This window comes from Bradyrhizobium sp. WSM3983 (genome assembly GCF_000473045.1).
Lineage (GTDB): Bacteria > Pseudomonadota > Alphaproteobacteria > Rhizobiales > Xanthobacteraceae > Bradyrhizobium.
Window position 1 is genome coordinate 98,322 of record NZ_AXAY01000005.1, and the last position, 21,269, is coordinate 119,590.

At 64.8% G+C, this 21,269-nt stretch carries 23 protein-coding genes; 8 read left to right on the forward strand and 15 right to left on the reverse strand.

Features of this window, described 5'->3' with window-relative positions; genetic code table 11:
• Window positions 1-187: 187 nt before the first annotated feature.
• Complete coding sequence (locus tag YUA_RS0109845; RefSeq protein WP_027530530.1) at window positions 188-1,198, forward strand: SIS domain-containing protein; 1,011 nt, start codon at window positions 188-190, stop codon at window positions 1,196-1,198.
• Window positions 1,199-1,338: 140 nt separating this feature from the next.
• On the opposite strand, the gene YUA_RS0109850 is transcribed toward YUA_RS0109845, so the two are convergent.
• Complete coding sequence (locus YUA_RS0109850; protein WP_027530531.1) at window positions 1,339-1,893, reverse strand: carboxymuconolactone decarboxylase family protein; 555 nt, start codon at window positions 1,891-1,893, stop codon at window positions 1,339-1,341.
• Between the two features lie 72 nt (window positions 1,894-1,965).
• Between YUA_RS0109850 and YUA_RS0109855 the strand changes: the two genes are divergently transcribed.
• Window positions 1,966-2,292 (forward strand): helix-turn-helix domain-containing protein, encoded by a 327-nt coding sequence (locus YUA_RS0109855; protein WP_027530532.1) that lies wholly within the window; start codon window positions 1,966-1,968, stop codon window positions 2,290-2,292.
• Between the two features lie 33 nt (window positions 2,293-2,325).
• Here YUA_RS0109855 and YUA_RS0109860 read toward each other — a convergent pair whose 3' ends face one another.
• The 4 genes from YUA_RS0109860 to hemH form a co-directional block, all read right to left on the reverse strand.
• Window positions 2,326-2,769, reverse strand: coding sequence for an NfeD family protein (locus YUA_RS0109860; protein WP_027530533.1), 444 nt, complete (start codon window positions 2,767-2,769; stop codon window positions 2,326-2,328).
• Between the two features lie 56 nt (window positions 2,770-2,825).
• Window positions 2,826-3,827, reverse strand: a complete 1,002-nt coding sequence (locus tag YUA_RS0109865; RefSeq protein ID WP_027530534.1) for an SPFH domain-containing protein — start codon at window positions 3,825-3,827, stop codon at window positions 2,826-2,828.
• A 208-nt stretch (window positions 3,828-4,035) separates the two neighbouring features.
• Complete coding sequence (locus tag YUA_RS0109870; protein ID WP_027530535.1) at window positions 4,036-5,004, reverse strand: ABC transporter substrate-binding protein; 969 nt, start codon at window positions 5,002-5,004, stop codon at window positions 4,036-4,038.
• A gap of 10 nt (window positions 5,005-5,014) precedes the next feature.
• Complete coding sequence (gene hemH / locus YUA_RS0109875) at window positions 5,015-6,055, reverse strand: ferrochelatase (RefSeq protein ID WP_027530536.1); 1,041 nt, start codon at window positions 6,053-6,055, stop codon at window positions 5,015-5,017.
• 81 nt (window positions 6,056-6,136) lie between these two features.
• On the opposite strand from hemH, the gene YUA_RS0109880 reads away from it, so the two are divergent.
• Window positions 6,137-6,535 (forward strand): MAPEG family protein, encoded by a 399-nt coding sequence (locus YUA_RS0109880; protein ID WP_027530537.1) that lies wholly within the window; start codon window positions 6,137-6,139, stop codon window positions 6,533-6,535.
• Between the two features lie 47 nt (window positions 6,536-6,582).
• On the opposite strand, the gene YUA_RS0109885 is transcribed toward YUA_RS0109880, so the two are convergent.
• The 3 genes from YUA_RS0109885 to YUA_RS0109895 are packed head-to-tail and all read right to left on the reverse strand — an operon-like array spanning window position 6,583 to window position 10,387.
• The gene (locus YUA_RS0109885; RefSeq protein ID WP_084292389.1) at window positions 6,583-7,626 is read right to left on the reverse strand and encodes a nickel/cobalt transporter; all 1,044 of its coding nucleotides are present in this window, start codon (window positions 7,624-7,626) and stop codon (window positions 6,583-6,585) included.
• 32 nt (window positions 7,627-7,658) lie between these two features.
• Window positions 7,659-8,294 (reverse strand): DUF1007 family protein, encoded by a 636-nt coding sequence (locus YUA_RS0109890; protein WP_027530539.1) that lies wholly within the window; start codon window positions 8,292-8,294, stop codon window positions 7,659-7,661.
• 11 nt (window positions 8,295-8,305) lie between these two features.
• Window positions 8,306-10,387, reverse strand: a complete 2,082-nt coding sequence (locus YUA_RS0109895; protein WP_027530540.1) for a M3 family metallopeptidase — start codon at window positions 10,385-10,387, stop codon at window positions 8,306-8,308.
• Between the two features lie 135 nt (window positions 10,388-10,522).
• Here YUA_RS0109895 and YUA_RS0109900 point away from each other — a divergent pair, with 135 nt between their 5' ends.
• The 5 genes from YUA_RS0109900 (at window position 10,523) to YUA_RS0109920 (ending at window position 15,315) form a co-directional block, all read left to right on the forward strand.
• On the forward strand, window positions 10,523-10,777 hold the full coding sequence (locus YUA_RS0109900; RefSeq protein ID WP_027530541.1) for a hypothetical protein: 255 nt from the start codon (window positions 10,523-10,525) through the stop codon (window positions 10,775-10,777).
• Window positions 10,778-11,447: 670 nt separating this feature from the next.
• Entirely contained in the window at window positions 11,448-12,590 is a 1,143-nt protein-coding gene (locus YUA_RS0109905) for a type III PLP-dependent enzyme (protein WP_027530542.1), read from the forward strand.
• A 129-nt stretch (window positions 12,591-12,719) separates the two neighbouring features.
• Window positions 12,720-13,307, forward strand: coding sequence for a GNAT family N-acetyltransferase (locus YUA_RS0109910; protein WP_027530543.1), 588 nt, complete (start codon window positions 12,720-12,722; stop codon window positions 13,305-13,307).
• Window positions 13,308-13,454: 147 nt separating this feature from the next.
• The gene (locus YUA_RS0109915) at window positions 13,455-13,844 is read left to right on the forward strand and encodes a RidA family protein (RefSeq protein ID WP_027530544.1); all 390 of its coding nucleotides are present in this window, start codon (window positions 13,455-13,457) and stop codon (window positions 13,842-13,844) included.
• A gap of 28 nt (window positions 13,845-13,872) precedes the next feature.
• Window positions 13,873-15,315, forward strand: a complete 1,443-nt coding sequence (locus tag YUA_RS0109920; RefSeq protein WP_027530545.1) for a homospermidine synthase — start codon at window positions 13,873-13,875, stop codon at window positions 15,313-15,315.
• Window positions 15,316-15,470: 155 nt separating this feature from the next.
• Here YUA_RS0109920 and YUA_RS50935 read toward each other — a convergent pair whose 3' ends face one another.
• The 7 genes from YUA_RS50935 to YUA_RS0109955 all read right to left on the reverse strand — a co-directional run bounded on the left by YUA_RS50935 (window position 15,471) and on the right by YUA_RS0109955 (window position 21,268).
• Window positions 15,471-15,809 carry a hypothetical protein gene (locus YUA_RS50935; RefSeq protein WP_027530546.1) on the reverse strand — a complete coding sequence of 113 codons (339 nt, stop codon included), beginning with the start codon at window positions 15,807-15,809 and terminating at the stop codon, window positions 15,471-15,473.
• A gap of 100 nt (window positions 15,810-15,909) precedes the next feature.
• On the reverse strand, window positions 15,910-16,626 hold the full coding sequence (locus YUA_RS0109930; RefSeq protein ID WP_027530547.1) for an MgtC/SapB family protein: 717 nt from the start codon (window positions 16,624-16,626) through the stop codon (window positions 15,910-15,912).
• Between the two features lie 30 nt (window positions 16,627-16,656).
• Window positions 16,657-17,676: a WD40 repeat domain-containing protein gene (locus tag YUA_RS0109935; protein ID WP_027530548.1), complete on the reverse strand. Its 1,020-nt coding sequence runs from the start codon at window positions 17,674-17,676 to the stop codon at window positions 16,657-16,659.
• Entirely contained in the window at window positions 17,676-18,716 is a 1,041-nt protein-coding gene (locus YUA_RS0109940; RefSeq protein WP_027530549.1) for a GTP-binding protein, read from the reverse strand. The genes YUA_RS0109935 and YUA_RS0109940 overlap by 1 nt, the downstream gene beginning before the upstream one ends.
• Window positions 18,717-18,770: 54 nt before the next feature.
• Window positions 18,771-19,634 carry a metal ABC transporter solute-binding protein, Zn/Mn family gene (locus YUA_RS0109945; RefSeq protein WP_027530550.1) on the reverse strand — a complete coding sequence of 288 codons (864 nt, stop codon included), beginning with the start codon at window positions 19,632-19,634 and terminating at the stop codon, window positions 18,771-18,773.
• Window positions 19,635-19,636: 2 nt separating this feature from the next.
• A complete protein-coding gene (locus YUA_RS0109950; RefSeq protein ID WP_027530551.1) occupies window positions 19,637-20,506 on the reverse strand; it encodes a metal ABC transporter permease in 870 nt (289 codons plus the stop codon).
• Between the two features lie 6 nt (window positions 20,507-20,512).
• A complete protein-coding gene (locus tag YUA_RS0109955) occupies window positions 20,513-21,268 on the reverse strand; it encodes a metal ABC transporter ATP-binding protein (RefSeq protein ID WP_027530552.1) in 756 nt (251 codons plus the stop codon).
• Between the last annotated feature and the right edge of the window lies 1 nt (window position 21,269).

Sequence of the window (21,269 nt, forward strand, 5' to 3'; positions counted from 1 at the left end):
AACTCCAACGAAATCAGACACTTCATCGACAGCCGTCCGCGAACTCGCGGGAACCATCGTTAATGGAGTTAAAACAATTATGGTTAATGACCCGTTGAGGGTCTTGGAGCTCGCGTCGCCTCACGGGCCGGGGCGTGCTAAGCAGGCCGGCAACGGGCCGACGCCCCTCCTCCCTGGACCCCAGAACATGCCGAGTTCGAAACCGCTGATGACCCCATCATCCAGCCCCACCCCGACAAGCGTCGAATCCGCGCTCCGCACGCTGGAGACGGAGAGCGGCGGCATCAACGCGCTCGCCGCCGCCCTGCGCGGCCCGCTGGGCGAGGCATTCGCCAAGGCGGTCGACCTGATCCGCAACGCCAAGGGCCGCGTCATCGTCACCGGCCTTGGCAAGTCCGGCCACATGGCGCGCAAGATCGCAGCGACCCTGGCCTCGACCGGCACGCCGGCCTTCTTCGTTCACACCGCTGAAGCCGCCCATGGCGACCTCGGCATGATCACCACCGACGACGTCATCATGGCGCTGTCCTGGTCCGGCGAGCAGCCGGAGATGAAGACCCTCGTGAACTATTCGGCACGCTTCGCGATCCCGATGATCGCGGTGACGTCGAACGCGGCGTCCTCGCTCGGCCAGGCCGCCGACATCGTGATCGAGCTGCCGAAGGCGCGCGAGGCCTGCCCGCACAATCTGGCGCCGACCACTTCGACCATGATGCAGGTCGCGATCGGCGATGCCATCGCGATCGCGCTGCTCGAAGGCCGAGGCTTCACCGCGCTGGAATTCGCGCATTTCCACCCGGGCGGCAAGCTTGGCGCGATGTTGAAATTCGTTCGCGACTATATGCGCACCGGCGGGGAGATCCCGCTCAAGCCGCTCGGCACCAAGATGTTGGAGGCGGTGATGGAGATGTCGGCCAAGGGCCTCGGTTGCGTCTGCATCGTCGACGAAGCTGGCGGGATCGCGGGCATCATCACCGACGGCGACCTGCGCCGCCACATGCAGCGGCCCGATCTGCTGACCGCGTCGGTCGACGACGTCATGACCAAGCAGCCGAAGACCGTGCCGCCCTCGATGCTTGCGACCGAGATGATCGAGGTGCTGAACACGCGCAAGATCACGACGCTGGTCGTGACCGAGGCGGACAAAGTGGTCGGCATCGTGCATCTGCACGATTTGCTGCGGGCGGGCGTGGCGTGACCGTCATCCCGGGGCATCGCGAAGCGATGAGCCCGGGATCCATCGTGCCGCAGAGTCCGCTGCTCCATGGATTCCGGGCTCGCGCTTCGCGCGCCCCGGAATGACAGCGAAGGTGTCACGCTCCTCACAATGACGCGTGGTTAGACCGCCGGAAACCGCGCCGCCTGCTCCTCCAGCGGCAGCTTCAGCCCGTTCGCCAGATACGACACGGTGCGATAGAAGCCGCACAGCAGCATGATCTCCAGAATCTGCGCCTCGTCGTAATGCGCCGACAGCGCGGCAAACTCGGCGTCGGTGAGAGTCGCGCTGGTGTGCAACGCGTCCACCGCTGCGATCAGAGCCTGCTCGGTCGGCGACCAGCAGGATGAAGCCGCATCGCCCCGGACCGTCGCGCTAACCTCATCCTCGGTGAGCTTCGCCGGGCCGGCGAAGATCGCGACATGGACACCCCATTCGTATTCGCAACCGTTCAGCGCGCAGGTGCGGTCGATGACGATCTCGCGCTGGCGCAACGACAGCGGTCCGGGATCGAGCAGGCCACCGGCGCGAAACTTGTCCCAGGCGCGGGTGTGGCCCGCCATCACCCGGAACAACACCAGCGGCGGCGCGCCGCGCATGATGCGATCGAACTGCGCCTGGATCTCCGGGGGATAAGGCGGCGCGAGCGGGGCAATACGCGGCGAGGGGGATGACATGTGCGTCTTCCTTGCTACAATTACTGTAGCATAAAGCTACATTATCCGTAGCGAGACGCAAGAGGGGGCGTAATGGCCAAACAGGCAGCATCAGGAGAACGCCGCGTACGCGGCTCGCGTACTGGGCGACCGATCATGGCGCTGCTCGATCTCCTGGGCCGGCGCTGGAGCCTGCGGATCCTGTGGGAATTGCGCGAGGCTCCCCTCACCTCGCGCGCATTGCGCACGGCCTGCGACGAGGCTTCGCCCACGGTGCTGCAGGCCCGACTGACGGAGTTGCGCGAGGCGGGGTTTGTGGAACTGGGCGATGGCGGCGGTTATGGACTGACGGCGCTCGGGCGGGACTTGTGCGAGACGTTCATGCCGCTGCACCGGTTTGCCGAGAGGTGGAAGAGGTAGGGCTCCTCTTACCCTCCCCTGGAGGGTAGGAACTCACGCCGCCGCGACCGTCAGATTGGCACCATCCACCTGCACCACCTTCACGCGCGTGCCCGCCGGTGTGTCCGGACCTGCCACGCGCCACACCGTGTCGCCGATGCGCATGGTGCCGTTGCCGTCGATAATCGGCTTCTCCAGCGTGAACTCGCGGCCCAGGAGCGCCTCGCTGCGCTTGTTGAGGAAGGGGCTGGCGCTTGCATCCAGCTTCGGCCGGGCGAGCCGGCGCCACACCGGCACCGCGGCGGCTGCGAACGCCGCGAACATCACGAGCTGAATTTGCCAGGATATGACAATTGCGAACGAGATCAGGCCGACCAGAAGCGCGGCGAGCCCGAGCCAGAACAGGAACACGCCCGGCGCGATGACCTCCAGCGCCATCAGGATGAAGCCGAAGATCAACCAATTCCAGGTGCCGAGCGATACGAACATGTCGGTCATGACACGACCTCTAAAATTGGCGCATGCCCCTATCGGAGGGCCATGCGCTGATCCTATCACTGCCGCGGCGGTACCGCCGGTGGCGTAGGAGCGGAGGATGGCACCGACCCGCCACGACGAGCGGCGGCAGCAGCAGACACCGCGCTTTCGCCGAAGGTCGCCTTGGCGATCTCGCCGATGCCGGCGAGCGAGCCCAGCATGCCCATCGCTTCGACCGGCAGCATGATGACCTTCTGGTTCGGCGACTCGGCCAGCTGGCCGAACGCCTTGATATATTTGTCGGCGATAAAGTAGTTCAACGCGGCGACGTCACCCTTCGCGATGGCCTCGCTGACCATTTGCGTGGCCTTGGCCTCGGCTTCCGCTGATCGCTCGCGCGCTTCGGCGTCGCGGAAGGCGGCCTCGCGACGGCCTTCCGCCTGGAGGATCTGGCCCTGCTTGGCACCCTCAGCGCGCAGGATCTCGGACTGGCGCGCACCTTCGGCTTGAAGGATGTCGGCGCGCTTGACGCGCTCGGCCTTCATCTGCCGGCCCATGGCTTCGACGAGGTCGGCGGGCGGCACGATATCCTTGATCTCGATGCGATTGACCTTGAGGCCCCAGGGCGAGACCGCGGCATCGACCACGCGCAGCAGGCGCTCGTTGATCTCGTCACGGTGCGACAGCACCTGATCGAGATCCATCGAGCCCATCACCGATCGGATGTTGGTCATGGTCAGCACGATGATCGCCTGCTCGAGATTGGCGACCTCGTAGCTCGCCTTGGCCGCATCGAACACCTGGAAGAAGGCGACGCCGTCCACCGTCACGGTGGCGTTGTCCTTGGTGATCACCTCCTGCTCGGGAATGTTGATCACCTGCTCCATCATGTTGATCTTGCGCCCGACGCGATCGAAATAGGGCACGATCAGGTTGAGCCCTGGACTCAGCGTCTGGGTGTATTTGCCGAACCGCTCGATGGTCCAGTCATAGCCCTGCGGCACCGTCTTCACGCCGGCAATCAGCGTGACGATGACGAGCAATACCAGAACAATCGCGAAAATATCGAAACCGCTCATATTTCCTCCCAGGCGGAAAAAAGCCCCTTCCCGCGCCGTCATTGGTCGGGATCACGACCCTACCGGTTCAGCGGTCGCGAGTAACGTCGGCATCCACGCAATTGTGTACAAGGCGCCCGGAGAGGCAATGGTCACGATTATGTATTTGCGAAGGGCACTTGAAAGCGTACCGGCGCAAACCTAGCGGCAAACGTTAAGAATTGCGCCGCTATTCGATGACATCGTTCGCGGTTGCGAGCAGGCTCGGGGGAATAGTGACGCCAATCGCCTGAGCCGTCTTCAGGTTGATCGCCAGCTCGAGCTTGGTGGGATTCTGGACCGGCAGGTCCGCCGGCTGCGCGCCCCTGAGGATGCGGTCGATATAGTTGGCGGCACGCCGCAGTTGCTCGGCGCTGTCCGTGCTGTAGGACATCAGCCCGCCCTCGTCGACGAAGATGCGGCTCCAGAACATCGCCGGCGCCCGCGCTTGCGCAATGGCCGCGAGCAGAGGCGCGCGATTGGCCATCGTGAAGAAGTCCGGCAACACCAGGAAGCCGCCATCTCCATGCGAGGCCAGCGCGGCAAGCGAAGCTGCGTCGTGGACCGGCGCGGGCTCGACCGTCACACCGAGCATCCGTGCGGCGTCTTCGACGGTGCGCAGCATCAAGGGCGCGAATGGCGCGGTGGCGGGATTATAGACGACGAACACGCGGGACAGTTTTGGCGTGACCTGCGCCAGCATCTCCAGCCATTTGCCCGCCAAGGGACCGTCGTAATCGGTGAAGCCGGTAATGTTACCGCCGGGGTGAGCAAGGGTTTGGACAAAACCCTGGCTGACGGGATCGGTGACCACGGCGAACACGATCGGGATTGTCGTGGTGCGCTGGCGCAATTCCTCCACCGAGGGCGTGCCGAGCGCGAGCAGGATATCGGGCTTGAGCGCGATCAGATCGTCGGCAAGCTGCGCGATACGGGCGCGATCGCCGGCGCCGCTGCGCCAGTCGACCCTGAGATTGTCTTGCTCCTTCCAGCCATGGACGGCGAGCGCTTCGGCCAGGCGGGCTTGCCCGATCACGCCGTCGGAGGCGATGACCGAGAGCACGCCGAGCCGGCGCGTCGCATTCGGCTGCTGCGCAAGCGCCGACGGCGGCATCGCGGCGATCACCCCAAGAAGCACCAGGCATTCGCGGCGATTCATGGGGCGCCCATCAGATCCAGCCTTGCAGCTCGCGCAGCACCAGCGTGCGGATCACGTCCATGCCGGGATCGCTGTCGTTGAGGCAGGGGATCGCGGAAAACTGCTCGCCGCCATTGTGCTTGAATATCTCGCCATTCTCCTGCGCGATCTCCTCCAGCGTCTCAAGACAGTCGGCGGAGAAGCCCGGCGTCACCACCGCGATGTGGCGCACGCCTTCCTTGGCGAGACGCTCCATCGTCTTGTCGGTGTAGGGCTGCAGCCATTCATCGTTGCCGAAGCGCGACTGGAAGGTCAGCAGCAATTTTGTGTCGTCCATGCCAAGCCGACGGCGCAGCGCCTCGGTCGTGGCGATGCAGTGGCTCTGATAGGGATCGCCCTTGTCGACATAGGATTTCGGCATGCCGTGGAAGGAGGCGACGATCAGTTCGGGCTTGAACGGCAGCGTGGCCAGATGCGTCTCGATCGAGACGGCGAGCGCCTCGATATAGGCCTCGTCCTCGTAATAAGGCGGTGTCACCCGCAGCGTCGGCTGATTGCGCAGACGGGCGAGCACGCGGAACACCTCGTCGCAGACCGTCGCCGAGGTCGAGGCGGAGTATTGCGGATAAAGCGGCACTGCGAGGATGCGGTCGCAGCCCTTCGCGATCAGCGCATCGATCCCCGCCTTGATCGAGGGATTGCCGTAGCGCATCGCCCAGTCCACCACGACATGCGCGCGGTCCGACAGCGCGGCTGCGAGCTTGTCACTCTGCGACCGCGTGATGGTCTTCAGCGGCGACTCGTTCCGCTCATTGTTCCAGATCTTGCGGTAGTCGAGCGCCTTGGTGCGGGGACGGCTGCGCAGGATGATGCCGTTCAGCACCAGCTGCCAGACCAGGCCCTGGTCCTCGATGACGCGGGCGTCCGACAGGAATTCCTTGAGATAGACCCGCACGCCTGGGGCATCGGCGGTGTCGGGCGTGCCGAGATTGACCAGCAGCACGCCGACGCGCGGCTGGGCCAATGGCGCTGCCGGCTTCGCGGTCTCGATGGGGGCGGCGATGGTCGTCATGGCCTCGTGGGTCGCGCGTTGCTCCGAACTTGTCAAGATGAGCCCGGTTTCGCTAGGGTCGCCGCCAAGCGGGGAGGGAAGATGACACTCGCGGAATTCTGCGTTCTCGGAGCGCTGCTGCTCTATCTCGTAACGATCGCCTCGATCAAATGGATCAGGTTTCGCGGCTTCGACAATTCCCGGCCGCGCGATCCCGCCTTCTATGAGGACGCCATCGCGCAGCGCGCGCTCGGCGCGCACCAGAACGGGATCGAGACCTTTCCGTTCTTCGCCTTCGCCGTCCTGCTCGCCGAATTCCGGGACTCGCCGCAGCGCCTGATCGACGAGCTCGCGCTGCTGTTCCTGATCGTGCGGATCGCCTATGTGCTGACCTATCTCGGCAACCGCCCGACGCTGCGCTCCATCCTCTGGAGCATCGGCTTTGCGATCAATCTCGGGATCTTCCTCATGCCCATGTTGAAGCGGCTGTTGCCGGTGTGAGCTGCCGTAACCCGGATGGAGCGAAGCTCCATCCGGGCTACATCCTCTCAGAAACAGGTCGTCCGCTCGGCCGCGATGTAGCCGAGCAACAGGCCGGCGCCGAACAGCAGCACGAGGGCGGCGGCGCCGAATTCGATGCCGCGCATGAACAGCGCGCCGCCGCCGTCGCGGGCTCCGCTCAGGCGGCCGGCGATGTCCTTGGCGAACACCGCGATGATCGCGATGGCGGCGACCGTGATCGCGGTGCCAAGCCCCATCAGGAAGGTCGCGGCGATGCCGGCCCAGAACAGGCCCTGCGCCAGCGCAAACACCAGCACCAGGATCGCGCCCGAGCAAGGACGGATGCCGACGGTGAGGATCGCGGCAAAGCCGCGCCGCCAGCCGCCGGGCCCTGCAAGCTCGCTCGGGGTGGGGCCGTGGGAATGGCCGCAATGCTCGTCGTGGACGTGGTCATGCCCGTGGTGATCGTGCGCGTGATCGTGGTGATGATGATCATGGCTGTGAGCATGGTCGTGATGATCATGCGGCACGCCCGCGATCGCTGGCACCGGCTGGGCCGCCTGGAGCGCGCGGATGAAGGTGGCGCCCTTGACCCAGATCAGACGCAGGCCGAACAGCGCGATCAGGCCATAGCTTGCGATCTCGATCGCGCCCTCGGCCTTGCACATGGTCTTCGCGGTGGCGTTCAGGATCCAGGCCGAGATGCCGACGATCACGATCGCGACCAGCGACTGCATCAGCGCCGAGGCAAACGACAGCGCGATGCCGCGCCGCGCGGTCTCGCGATTGGCGACGAGATAGGAGGCGATCACCGCCTTGCCGTGGCCGGGGCCGGCGGCATGGAAGATCCCGTAAGCAAACGAGATGAAGAGCAGCGTCCACACCGCCGAGCCGTCGGTTTTGGCGGCCCGGATGGTCGCGGAGATCTCGCGATAGAATTCGGACTGTTTTGCCAGCAGCCAGCCGATGATGCCGCCGACCTCGGGATTGGCCGACGGCGCCGGGCGCAGCCCGCCAAAGGGGTTTTGCGCGAGGAGATCATGCAGCGCGGCATCAACAGACTGCACGGCGACGAGGACCGCTGCAGCCATGGCAAGCGTGCGCACGGAACGAAGGATGGAATTCACGGGCAATCCACGGTGATCTTGTTGGCGAACATCAGGCCGTAATTGGAATTATCGCCGTTCAGGAAGGTCTGCTCGTTGAGCTTCTGCGCGCTCGCCGTACCGTCATTCGGCCGCTCCAGCTTCATCTGGCAGCCGGAGGGCGCGCCGACCAACTTGATCGGATCCTTGTCCGCCATCTGAAAGTCGATGAAGAAGGAGCGATCGAACACCTCCAGCACCAATTGCCGGGGCTTGACCGGGATCTTCAGTGGAAGCGTGAAATGCAGGGTCAGCACCTCGTCCTTGTAGTCGAGGAAGTAGTCGATCGGCTCCAGGAATTTCTCCTTCTTGCCGTCCGCTCGCGCGAACGTGAAATAGGCAAATTCCTTCAGCGACTCGATGTTGGTCTGCGCCAGATCCTTCAGCTCTTCGTGGGTATAGGAGCCTTTGGTTTCGCCCTCGACTCCCTGCAAGGCATAGACCGAGAACATGTCGTCAAACGCCCAGGCATGGCGCACGCCGGTGATCGAGCCGTCCGGAGCGTAGAGGAGCTCGCTCGAGGCGGTGATCCAGACATGCGGATGCGCCTGCGCCGCAGCGGTGCCGAACAGCAGCGTCGCGACAAGCAGCAGAAATCCCGACAATAGGCGCATGGCATCCTCCCCTAGGCGGCTTTTGCGTCGTCGAGCAGGCCGCGGCGGCGCAGCAGCGCGTCGGGCTCCGGCGGCCGACCGCGGAAGGCCTCGTAGGCCGCTTCCGGATCGACCGATCCGCCGCTCGAATAGATGTCGTCGTGCAGGCGTTTGGCGACATCAGGATCGAAGATGTTGCCGGCCTCCTCGAAGGCGCCGAAGGCGTCGGCGTCCATCACTTCCGACCACATGTAGCTGTAATAGCCGGCGGCATAATGATCGCCGGAGAAGATGTGGCCGAACTGGGTCGGCCGGTGCCGCATCGCGATTTCCTCGGGCATGCCGATCTTCTCCAGCTCGCGTCTCTCGAAGGCGCGGACGTCCTGCGCGGCGGCGGCCGGCTGGGAATGGAACTCGAGGTCAACGAGAGCCGAAGATACGAACTCGACTGTGGCGAAGCCCTGGTTGAATTTTCGCGCAGCGAGGAAGCGCTTGAGCAAATCATCCGGCAGCGGCTCGCCGGTCTGGTAGTGGCGGGCGAACTGCTGCAGCACCTCGGGCCGCTCCTGCCAGTGCTCGTAGAGTTGCGAAGGCAGCTCGACGAAGTCGGTGAACACCGAGGTGCCCGACAGCGACGGGTAGGTCACGTTGGACAGCATGCCATGCAGGCCGTGGCCGAACTCGTGGAACAGGGTGCGAGCATCGTCCGGCGACAGCAGCGAGGGCTCAGCTCCGGTACCCTTCGCAAAATTGCAGACATTGATGACGAGCGGCGCGATCTCACCATCCAGCTTCTGCTGGTCGCGCAGCGACGTCATCCAGGCGCCGGAGCGTTTTGACGGCCGGGCGTAGTAGTCGCCGTAGAACAGCGCCTTGTGCTTGCCGTCGGGGCCCTTCACCTCCCAGACCCGCACGTCAGGGTGCCAGACCGGCACATCCTTGCGCTCCTCGAAGGTGATGCCGAACAGGCGCGTGGCGCAGTCGAAGGCCGCCGCGATCATGTGGTCGAGCGTCAGGTAGGGCTTGATCGCGGCGTCGTCGAAATTGGCGCGCTGGAGGCGGAGCCTTTCGGCGTAGAAGCGCCAATCCCAAGGCGCCAGTTTGAAGTTGCCGCCCTCCTCCGAGATCAGGACCTGCATCTCGTCGCGGTCCGCAAGCGCCCGGGCCCGCGCCGGTTTCCAGACCCGCTCCAGCAGGCCGCGAACCGCATCCGGCGTCTTGGCCATCGAGTCTTCGAGCCGGTAGGCGGCGAAGGTCGGGTAGCCCAAAAGCTTGGCGCTCTCCTCGCGCAGTTCCAGGATCTCGCCGATGGTGGCGTTGTTGTCGTTGGGATTGCCGTTGTCCCCGCGCGCCGTAAAAGCCTTGTAGACCTTCTCGCGCAGGTCGCGCCTGGCCGAGCTCTTCAGGAACGGCTCGGTCGAGGAGCGCGACAGCGTGACGATGGCCTTGCCTTCCATGCCGCGATCTTCTGCCGCAGCCTTGGCGGCGGCAACGAAGCTCTCCGGCAGGCCCTGGCGGTCGGCCTCGCCCAGCTCCATGAACCAGTCCTGCTCGTCGCCGAGCAGATGATGGCTGAAGCCGGTGGCAAGTTGGGCCAGCTTCTCGTTGATCTCGGCCATACGCGTCTTGGCCTCGTCGGACAGGCCGGCGCCGGCGCGGTGGAAGCGGGTGTAGGTGCGCTCCAGGAGGCGGAGCTGCTCCGGGTCGAGGCCGAGATTGGCGCGGTTCTCGTGCAGCTGGGCGATGCGACCAAACAGCACGGCGTTCATCATGATCGGATTCCAGTGCCGCGCCATCCGCAAGGAGACTTCCTTGTCGATGTCGAGAATGGCCGGGTTGGAATGCGCCGAGACCAGGTCGTAGAAGACCGCCGCAACCTTGTTCAGAAGCTTGCCGGAGCGCTCCAGCGCCGTGACGGTGTTGGCGAAGTCGGGCGCGGCCGGATCATTGGTGATCGCCGCGATCTCGGCGGAGTGATCGGCAAAGGCCTGCTCGAAGGCGGGCAGGAAGTGCTCCGGCGTGATCTCGTCGAAAGGCGGGGTCGCGAACGGCGACATCCAGGCCTTCAGCAGCGGGTTGGTCTCGGCGTCCGTAGTTTGGCGGGGGTCTGACATCGCAAGTCCCGATTTTTGAGGCAATTTATTGTGGCCAGCTATAGCACGCGATGGGGCTTTTTTGGGCCATTTGGCCTTGCTCCCGCCGGCCTTTTCGGGGAGATTGCGGCCCTCGAAGCCACGGACCCAACGCCCATGAACGCGCCCTCCTCGTCCTCCCGTCAGATCGTCTGGCCGAGCGTCATCACTGTCGTCAGCGCCGCCATCCTGATCGGCGCCGAGGTGTTCGGCGCGGCGTTTGCCGGCGGCTGGGCGCTCGCAATTCTGTTCGGGCTCGGCGACCAGGGCGCGCACATCCTTCAGGCCGTGCTGTTCGCACTCGGCGTGCTGGTGATGACCGCCTTCCTCCGCGCAGCCCAGCGCGTCGAGCCATTCTTCAAGCGCCGCTGACGTCTCGCGCGTGAGAGTCACGCGCACGACACAGAAAACTTAACGCGCGTTCATCTTCCGCGTCGCTCGCGCAACACTGCGCAAGCAGATGTTAGGCAATTCTCTTCTCAGTCTAAAAAAATTCTTGCGAAGCCGAGTCAAAACTATTATGTGCGGACTTGCCCAATTTCGCACGTGCCTGTGGTCGTGTGTCAGTCGGTAGGTATCCGGACAAGAGGCCGGACAGCCGCCAAGGGGTGAAGAAGCCGAGGGGCTCTTCGGAAGTGCGGAAGTTGAAGGACTTCGGTCTGAGACTTAGGCAAACCCGGAGCGTCCAGCATCTCTCTCAAGAGATGCCTTGTCGAAGGTGACTTCACTTTTTGCAACCGTGACTGGCAGCCGGAGGCGAACCGGCGCACCCCGCTCTCAACGGGGGACGCGACTTAAAGCAACGACGGATCGGGCTTTTTTGGTCTCTACCGGCAGTCCAACGCCGGCGCGGGCTACTGAAAAGGCTTGTCCTTCATTGCCAGGTGTGCGGGCGGGATATTCCCAACCAATCCACGGCAGCACAGTCTGGTTTGAGTCTCGTGGCTTCGTCGCGCCTCCATCGCGCGATCTGGCCTGAGCGCTCTTATCCGACGCAATTTTTTGAACGGATCCCCGTCGCTGGGCCGTTTGGGAGAGTGCTATGACCGAACGTATTCAGGAATTCCTGCGCAACCGCCGCAGCGAGGGCCGGGACACCGAGCCTTGCCTCGTGGTCGACCTCGAAGTCGTGCGCGACAATTACCAGACCTTCGCCAAGGCGCTGCCCGACAGCCGGGTGTTCTATGCCGTCAAGGCGAACCCGGCGCCGGAAGTGCTGGCGCTGCTCGCGTCCATGGGCTCCTGCTTCGACACCGCGACAGTCGCCGAGATCGAGATGGCGCTGGCCGCGGGTGCAACGCCCGACCGCATCTCCTTTGGCAACACGATCAAGAAGGAGCGCGACATCGCGCGCGCCTTCGCGCTCGGCATCCGGCTGTTTGCCGTGGACTGCGTCCCCGAGGTCGAGAAGGTCGCCCGTGCCGCGCCGGCTGCGAAGGTGTTCTGCCGCATCCTCTATGACTGCGCCGGCGCCGAGTGGCCGCTGTCGCGCAAGTTCGGCTGCGACCCGGAAATGGCCGTCGAGGTGCTCGACGTCGCCAAGCGTCTGGGCCTGGAGCCGTGCGGCATCTCGTTCCATGTCGGCTCGCAGCAGCGCAAGGTGAAGGCGTGGGACCGTGCGCTGGCGATGGCCTCGCAGGTGTTCCGTGACTGCGCCGAGCGCGGCATCAACCTGACCATGGTCAACATGGGCGGTGGCTTCCCGACCAAGTACCTGAAGGACGTGCCGCCGGTCGTCACCTACGGCCGCTCGATCTTCCGCGCGCTGCGCAAGCACTTCGGCAACCAGATTCCGGAGACCATCATCGAGCCGGGCCGCGGCATGGTGGGCAACGCCGGCATCATCGAATCCGAGGTCGTGCTCATCTCGAAGAAGAGCGACGAGGACGAGGTGCGCTGGGTCTATCTCGACATCGGCAAGTTCGGCGGTCTCGCCGAGACCATGGACGAGTCGATCCGCTACGCCATCCGCACCCCGCATGACGGTGCTGACATGACGCCGTGCGTGCTCGCGGGTCCGACCTGCGACAGCGCCGACGTACTGTACGAGAAGAGCCCGTATCCGCTTCCCGTCACGCTCGAGATCGGCGACAAGCTGCTGATCGAAGGCACCGGGGCCTATACGTCGACCTACTCGGCGGTGGCATTCAACGGCATCCCGCCGCTGAAGACTTACCACATCTGATCCGCCTCTCTTTCGAGGCCTGACGAACCCGGGAGCCGGCTTGCCGGCTCCTCATCTGACATTGCCATTCTGACGACGTCTTAGATCGGCGTGCTCTTGCGCGCGGGTTCAAGCGGGGACTGACGCGCCATGACTGCTTTTCGGAAGCCACAAGTCGCCCTCACTTCGGAAGCCGCTGCGTTCGCGATCCGTGCGGAACGTGCTGCCGACGTTACGATGCGTGAAGCGCTGCTCGATGCCTGCTTTGGCGAGAACCGCCGTGGCCGCACCTGCCAGCGCCTGCGTGACGGACGCGCACCAGCCGCGGGGCTTGCCCTGTCGGCCGTGCGCGAGGGGGCGCTCGTGGGAACCGTGCGGCTATGGCACGTCAGCGCCGGAGGCAGGCCCGCTCTGGTCCTCGGACCGCTGGCGGTGGACCCTGCCTGCCGCGAGTTCGGGATCGGCGCCGCGCTGATGAATCAAGCGCTGGCCGCCGCCCGGGCGCGCGGGCATACCGCCGTGATCCTGCTCGGCGATGCTCCCTACTACGCCCGCTTCGGCTTCACCGGCGAGAAGACCGGCGCGCTGTCGCTGCCCGGCCCGTTCGAGCGCGACCGCCTGCTGGCGATCGAATTCCAGGCCGGTGCGCTCGATGGCGCCGAGGGAATGATCGTCCCGACCGGAGCGGCCCTACCCAAACGGAGGGTGGTTCGCGCCCTCCAAGCGCACGCGGCCTAAGGGATTGCCGTGATGGCGACGACCCAAGCCGCGTTGAGCGGCAACACCCGGCCGCGCCTTCGCTAGGCTCTATTCCTTTCGGGTTGCGCGAGCCCCAGAAACGCCCTTTAACCCCACGAAATTCCTCCTTCAGTCGAGGCCGAACCCATGTCCCGTCGCCTGATTTCCACCGGCTCCCCCTTCGAGAAGACCGCCGGCTACAGCCGCGCCGTGATCGACGGCGAGTTCGCCTTCGTCGCGGGAACCACCGGCTATGACTACAGTACGATGACGATGCCATCAGATGTCACGAGCCAGTCACGCAACTGCTTCAAGACCATCGAGGCTGCCCTGAGGGAGGGCGGCTTCGAGATGGCCGACGTCGTCCGCGTGACCTATTACCTCACCGACATCGGGGATGCCGATGCCCATTTCGCCGTCTGTGGCGAAGTCCTCGGTGACATCCGCCCGGCAGCAACACTGGTCGCCGTCTCGGCGCTCTACAAGCCCGAGATGAAGGTCGAAATCGAAGCCACCGCCAAGCGCCGCAGCGCCTGATCCAGCACTTTCCGGAGAAACCATCCCCATGAGCCCCACCTCGCAGATCTACGCGAAGATCACTGGTCCCATCGTCATGGTCGGCTTCGGCTCCATCGGCAAAGGCACGTTGCCGATGATCGAGCGGCATCTCGATTACGACAGGTCGCGCGTCACGGTGATCGATCCCAAGGACGAGGGCCGCAAGGCGCATTGCGAGAAGCAGAATGTGCGCTTCATCCAGAAGGCCGTGACCAGGGACAATTACCGCGAATTGCTGACCCCGCTGCTCACCGAAGGCGGCGGCCAGGGTTTTTGCATCAACCTCTCGGTCGATACCGGCTCGACCGACATCATGGAGCTCTGCAACGAGCTCGGCGCCCTCTATATCGACACCGTCAACGAGCCCTGGCTTGGCTTCTATTTCGATTCCTCGAAGGGCCCGGAAGCGCGCTCCAACTACGCATTGCGCGAAGTGACGCTGGCCGCCAAGAAGGCGCGCCCCGCGGGCTCGACGACGGCCGTCTCCTGCTGCGGCGCCAATCCCGGCATGGTCTCCTTTTTCGTCAAGCAGGCGCTGCTCAATGTCGCCGCCGATCTCAAGCTCAATGCCCCCAAGCCGAAGACCAAGGCCGAATGGGCGGATTTGATGCGGCAGGCCGGCATCAAGGGCATTCACATCGCCGAACGCGACACCCAGCGCTCCAAGACGCCGAAGGAGCCGGATGTTTTCGTCAACACCTGGTCGGTGGAAGGTTTTCTGTCGGAAGGCGTGCAGCCGTCCGAACTCGGTTGGGGCACCCATGAAAAATGGTTGCCCGAGAATGCGCGCACCCACGAAGCCGGCTGCGGCGCTGCCATCTATCTGATGCAGCCCGGTGCCAACACGCGCGTGCGCACCTGGTGCCCGACACGCGGCGCGCAGTATGGCTTCCTCGTCACCCACAACGAGTCGATCTCGATCTCCGATTACTTCACGGTGCGTGACGCATCGGGCAAGGCGGTTTATCGGCCGACCTGCCACTATGCCTATCATCCCGCTGACGATGCGGTGCTGTCGCTGCATGAAATGTTCGGCCGCGCCGCGAAGATGCAGGAGAAGCACCACATCCTCGATGAGAACGAGATCGTCGACGGCATCGACGAGCTCGGCGTGCTGCTGTTCGGCCACGACAACAATGCCTATTGGTACGGCTCGCAGCTCTCGATCGAAGAGACCCGCAAGCTCGCGCCTTATCAGAACGCCACCGGCCTGCAAGTGACCTCCGCCGTGCTCGGCGGCATGGTGTGGGCGCTGGAAAACCCGAAGGAAGGCATCGTCGAAGCCGACGAGATGGATTTCGATCGCCTGCTGGAAATCCAGCTGCCGTATCTCGGCCCGGTGAAGGGTTTCTACACCGACTGGACGCCGCTGACGGATCGTCCGGGACTGTTCCCGGAAGACATCGACACCAGCGATCCCTGGCAGTTCCGGAATATCTTGGTGCGGTGAGTGGCGCCACGCGTCCTCCCGCGAACACCGCTGTCATGCTCCGCGAAAGCGGGGCATCCAGTACGCCGCGGCATCTCCGTATCCACACGCAGCCTCTGGAATACTGGATCGTCCGCCTGCGCGGACGATGACACCGGGAGTGACGCCAGAGCCTCCTACTTCTTCTCGATCGGCGGCGCTATCTTCTCGGCCGGCGCCGGCGGCAATGCTGGCTTGGCTGCGCCCGCCGCGCCCTGCGTCTGCGAATCGGGGCGCGCGGGTTCGGGCGCCGGCGTGGTCGGGCGCTCACCGCCGGGCTTGGCCTCCGCAGGTGTCTTGCTCTGATCGTCGGACGGCGTGCCCTGCAGCGGCTGCGTTGCCTGCGCCACCTCCCTCCGGCTCTCGGCGCGGATTTGCGCCAGCGACATCACTGACACCACGACGCCTGCTGCGAACAGCGAGCAGGCGATTGCCAGGTCGAGCTTCAGTCTGCGCTTGTCATCTTGGCCGGGCATGTCGATCACCGCTTTTGTCCGGAGGATCAACGAGTTTGCGTCATTGGGGTTCCGCGGCAGGAAAGCGGGAACCGCAGGCTCGCACGCCAAACCGCCGCGCTCAGTCCGTGGTGCTGACTTCCCAGGTGGCATGGCGTACGCCCGGCAGGCGTTGCAGGTCCACGGCCACGGCATTCAGCTCGTTCGGATCGACCGCGGTCGCGACCAGCTTTGCAACGATCTCGATCAGGTCGTCGCCGGTCTCGACCACATCGATATCGGCCACCGGATATTTCGCGGCCTCGAGCTGGTCGACCAGCCGGTCGCGCATGTCGGTGAGCGCGTCCGGCGCGACCGCGAGCTTGAAGTAGTAGGTAGCCTCCGACGCCTTCTCGTTCAGCGGGATGCGGTTGATGGCATTGACCAGCGGCCGCAGCATCGTATTGCCGGCGATGACGAACACCGTGAGCGCTGCGGCCTGCGCGACCATGTCGGCGCCGGCGCAGGAGCCGACCGCAGCCGAGGCCCACAGCGTCGCCGCGGTGTTGAGCCCACGCACGTCCATGCCCTGCTTCATGATGACGCCGGCGCCGAGGAAGCCGATGCCGGAGACGACATAGGAGATCACCCGCACCGCGCCATCGGCGCCGGTCAGATGCATGGCGAGATCGACGAACGCGGCGGCGCCGACCGCGACCAGCACATTGGTGCGCAGGCCCGCGGTGCGCTGTCTATATTGCCGCTCGGCGCCGATCAGCGTGCCCAGCACGAAGGCCGTGAACAGGCTGACCAGCGTGTCGGCGAAATCAGCGAGCTGGAAGGTCGTCAGGAACCGCATGAATCCCTATACGGCCGGAACGATGACAGATCAAAGCTCCAGCAGCCCGCCATCCCCATTTTCGTCGGCAAACGCGAGCAGCGTGCCCTTGGCGTTCCAGGCGAGCCCGGCGACCGGCGGCGTGCCGTTGCGGCGGACCAGAATCTCCGCGCCGTCCTCCATCCGCACCATCAGCACGGTGCCGTCGCTGTAGCCGGCGGCGAAGATGTCGTTCTTCGGATGGCAGGCGACCACCGCCACGCGCGCCTGAAGCGGCGCGAGCATGGCGGGCTCCTTGCCCATCGGGCCGTCCTTGCTGGCGAACGGCCACAGGATCACGGTATCGGCGCCTGAGGTCGCCAGCGCCTTGCCGCCCGCGCTCCAGGACATCGAGCGGACGCGGCCGGGATAGCCGGTCATGCGCATATGCCTGTTATCGGCGAGACGCCAGCCGTGCAGCGCCGCTTCATGCATCGTGGTGACCAGGAATTTGTTGTCCGGACTGAAGGTGACGCCGAGATGCGAGCCGGCCCAGGGCAGGAATTCGGCTGATCCGTCCATGTTCGGAAACCACAACGTCGCGCCGTTGTAGTGGGCGATTGCGAGCCGGAGCCCCTTCGGCGCAAACGCGAGACCGCCGACGGTCGAGGGCACCTCGAGCGACTTCGCCTCGTTCTTGCCGCTCTTGACGGTGGCGACCTTGCCGGCCGACCAGGCGAAGGCGCCATCCGGGTGCAGCGCCACCGCATCGATCCAGCGCCGCTTCGGATCGGTGGCAAGCAGCGTCACTTCGCCCTTGGCATCGAGCGACACGACCTTACCATCGTCGCCGCCCATGACGAGGCGCTTGCCGTCGGAGGCAGTCGAGAGAATGCCGCCGCTGTGAACTGCGACGGTGCTGACCTCGCCCTTGGCGTCGACGAACGCGACGTTCTCCTCGGCGCCGACGAAGGCGGCGCGGGGCCCAAGAAAATGCACCGAGGTCACGCCCATGCCGAGCGCAACCGGCTTGACGCGATCGGTGACGGAGACGATCGAGGCAGAATCGGGAGCCGGCGTAAACTCTTTCATCACGAGACGATGCAGCTCTCGAAGCCCGTGCGAATGAGCTCTTCCGGCAATTCGCGGCCGATAAAGACGAGGCGGCTCTCGCGCGGCTCGCTGTCCTTCCACTTCCGCTGGTGGTTGCCCTCCAGCATCATGTGGACGCCCTGGAAGACGTAGCGGTCATCGTCATCGTGAAAGGCGAGGATGCCCTTGGAGCGCAGGATCTTGCCGCCCTCGACCTGCACCAGATTCTGCAGCCAGGGCATGAACACGTTCGGATCGAGCGGCTTGTCGGTCTTGAGCGAGAGCGACTGCATGTCCTCGTCGTGATAGTGCTTCAGGCCGTGACTGTGATCATGGTGGTGATGATCGTGGCCATGATGATCATGGTCGTGGTCATGATCGTCGGCATTCAGAAAGTCCGGCTCGATGTCGAGGATTCGGTCGAGGTCGAATGCGCCGCGGTCGAGCACGTCGGCCAGCGCCACCGAGCAGCGCTCGGTGCGATGCAGCTTGGCATAGGGATTGATGCCGCGAATGCGGGCCTCCACCTCGGCAAGCTCGGGCTTGGTGACGAGATCCGTCTTGTTCAGCACGATGACGTCGGCGAACGCGATCTGGTTCTTGGCCTCGGGCGCGTCCTTGAGCCGGTCGGACAGCCATTTGGCATCGGCGACCGTGACCACCGCATCGAGGCAGGCGTTCTTCTGCACGTCCTCGTCGACGAAGAAGGTCTGGGCGACCGGCGCCGGATCGGCAAGGCCCGTGGTCTCGACGATGATGGCGTCGAACTTGCCCTTGCGCTTCATCAAGCCGTCCATGATGCGGACGAGGTCGCCGCGCACGGTGCAGCAGATGCAACCGTTGTTCATCTCGAACACTTCCTCATCGGCGCCGATGATGAGGTCGTTGTCGATGCCGATCTCGCCGAATTCGTTGACGATGACAGCATATTTCTTACCGTGGTTCTCCGACAGGATGCGGTTCAAGAGCGTGGTCTTGCCGGCACCGAGATAGCCGGTCAGGACGGTCACGGGAATTTTTGGGGAGGTCGCTTCAGACATAACAACTCCGACTTCGGGCTTTCCGCGCGACGCGAGGCGAGGTGGCCCCCTGCCCTAGTGGTCAAGCGCGCTGGTCAGGGCCTTTATATTGTGCCTGACCATATCAATGTAAGTGGGTGCAAGCCCCTTTTCGCCGGTCAGACCGTCCGAAATCAGGGTCCCGCCGACCTTTGCGCCGGTCTCGGCCGCGATCCGCCGGATCAGCCGGTCATCGCTGATATTTTCCAGAAAAACGGCCGGGATCCTCGCGGCCTTGATCTGGCCGATAATGGCGGCGATGTCCCGGGCGCTGGGCTCGGTTTCGGTGGAGACGCCCAGGGGGGCGACGAACTGGATGCCATATTCGGCGGCGAAATAGCCGAAGGCATTGTGGGTCGAGATCACCTTGCGCCGGTCCGGCGGGATCTTGGCCACGGCGTCGCGGACCTCGCGGTCGAGCGCTTCGAGCTTTTCCAGATAGGCCTTGGCCTGAGTGCGGAAGAATTCTGCGTCATCCGGGTCGGCTGCGGCCAACGCGCTGGTGATGTCGGCCACGTAGATTTTGGCATTGGGAACGGACTGCCAGGCGTGCGGATCGGCGGCCGAGCCGAGCTTCAGCGGCGCGATGCCGGCGCTCGCGGTGACCACCTGCGCCGAGCTGCCTGCGGATTGCACGAGACGAGGCAGCCAGCCCTCGAGGCCAAGCCCGTTGACGACGACGAGTTTTGCCTCCGCGATGCGTTTCGCATCGCCCGGCGCAGGCGTATAGACGTGGACGTCGCTGTCGGGGCCGACCAGCGTCGTCAGATTGATCCGGTCGCCGCCGATCGTGCGGACGAAGTCGGCAAGGATCGAGAAGCTCGCGACGACGTTGAGCCGCTCCGCGGCGTGCAGCGGCGAGACGATCAGCAGCGAAGCAAAGAGCAAGAGGAAGCGCATCGTCACGCTTCCAGATGCCGGCCGGGAAACAACTGCCGGACGATGCCGCCGACGCGACCGAACAGGACGGAGACGATGTAGAACACCGTCGCCACGAGAATGATCGCGGGGCCTGAGGGCACGCGAGTCTGGAACGACAGCACGAGGCCGGCGTAGCCGGAGACGGCGGCAGCGACGACCGCGATGCAGATCATCACCGTGAGATCGCGCGACCAGAACCGCGCGATGCCCGCCGGCAGGATCATCAAGCCAACTGCCAGCAAGGTGCCGAGCGCCTGAAAGCCGTTGACGAGGTTGATCACGACCAACGCAAGAAAGGCGAGATGCGCGGGGCCGCCGGCGCGGCTGACCGTGCGCAGAAATAATGGATCGACGCTTTCGATCACCAGCGGGCGATAGATCACGGCGAGCACCAACAGCGTCACCGTGGCATTGAAGGCGACCACCAGCAGCGTCTGGTCGTCCATCGCGAGGATGTTGCCGAACAGCACGTGCAGCAGGTCGATATTGGTGCCCTTGATCGAGACGATGGCGACACCGAGCGCCAGCGACGCCAGATAGAAGGTCGCAAGCGAGGCGTCCTCCTTCAGCCCGGTCGAGCGCGCGACCACGCCGGCGAGGATTGCGACGGCAAAGCCGGCGAGCAGCCCGCCGGCGGTCATCGCGAACAAATTGAGGCCGGAGAGCAGGAAACCGACTGCGGCGCCCGGCAGGATCGCGTGCGCCATGGCATCGCCGACGAGGCTCATCCGCCGCAGCATCAGGAACACGCCGATCGGCGCGCCCGCGAGCGACAGCGCGATTACCGCGGCAAGCGCTCGCCGCATGAACTCGAATTCGGTGAACGGACCGATCAGCGCGTCATAGACCATCTGGGATCACGCCGCCCGCGAGCTGGCATCATCGGCCGCGCAGGCCGCCGCACTGTCGTCGAAGGCTTCGCACATCCGCATCGCGACCAGCAGGTTTTCCGGCGTGAGCACCTCCGCCGTCGGTCCCCAGGCCACGGGGCCGCGGGCCAGCACCAGCGTCTCGCTGAAATGGGTGCGCACCATCTCCATGTCGTGCAGCGCGGCCAGCACGGTGCGGCCCTCGCCGTGCCAGCGCTTCACCAGCGCGAGCAGGTCGGTCGTGGTCTTGCTGTCGATGGCGTTGAAGGGCTCGTCAAGCACGATCAGGCGCGCATCCTGGAGCAGCACGCGCGCGAACAGCACGCGCTGCATCTGCCCGCCCGAGAGCGTGCCGATGGGGCGGTTCTCGAAACCGTTGAGACCGATGGAGGCGATCGCGCGAAGGATCTTTTCGCGCGCAGCCTTGCCGATGCCGCCGAACAGGCCTGTCCCACGCCACAGCCCGGTGCCGACGAAATCGAACACCGAGATCGGAAAGCTGCGGTCGATCTCCGCGCTCTGCGGCAGATAGGCGATGTCGCGGCTATCGAGCCCACCAAGATGGATGCTGCCGTCGAGCGGTTTGAGGATGCCGACGATGCCGCGCAGCAGCGTCGATTTGCCGGCGCCGTTGGGGCCGATCACGGCGATCAGAGCGCCGGCCGCGACCTCGCCGTTGAGATGGTGCACGGCCGGATGGCGGTCATAGCCGAGCGTGACGTTGTGAAAGTGAAGTGCTGCCATG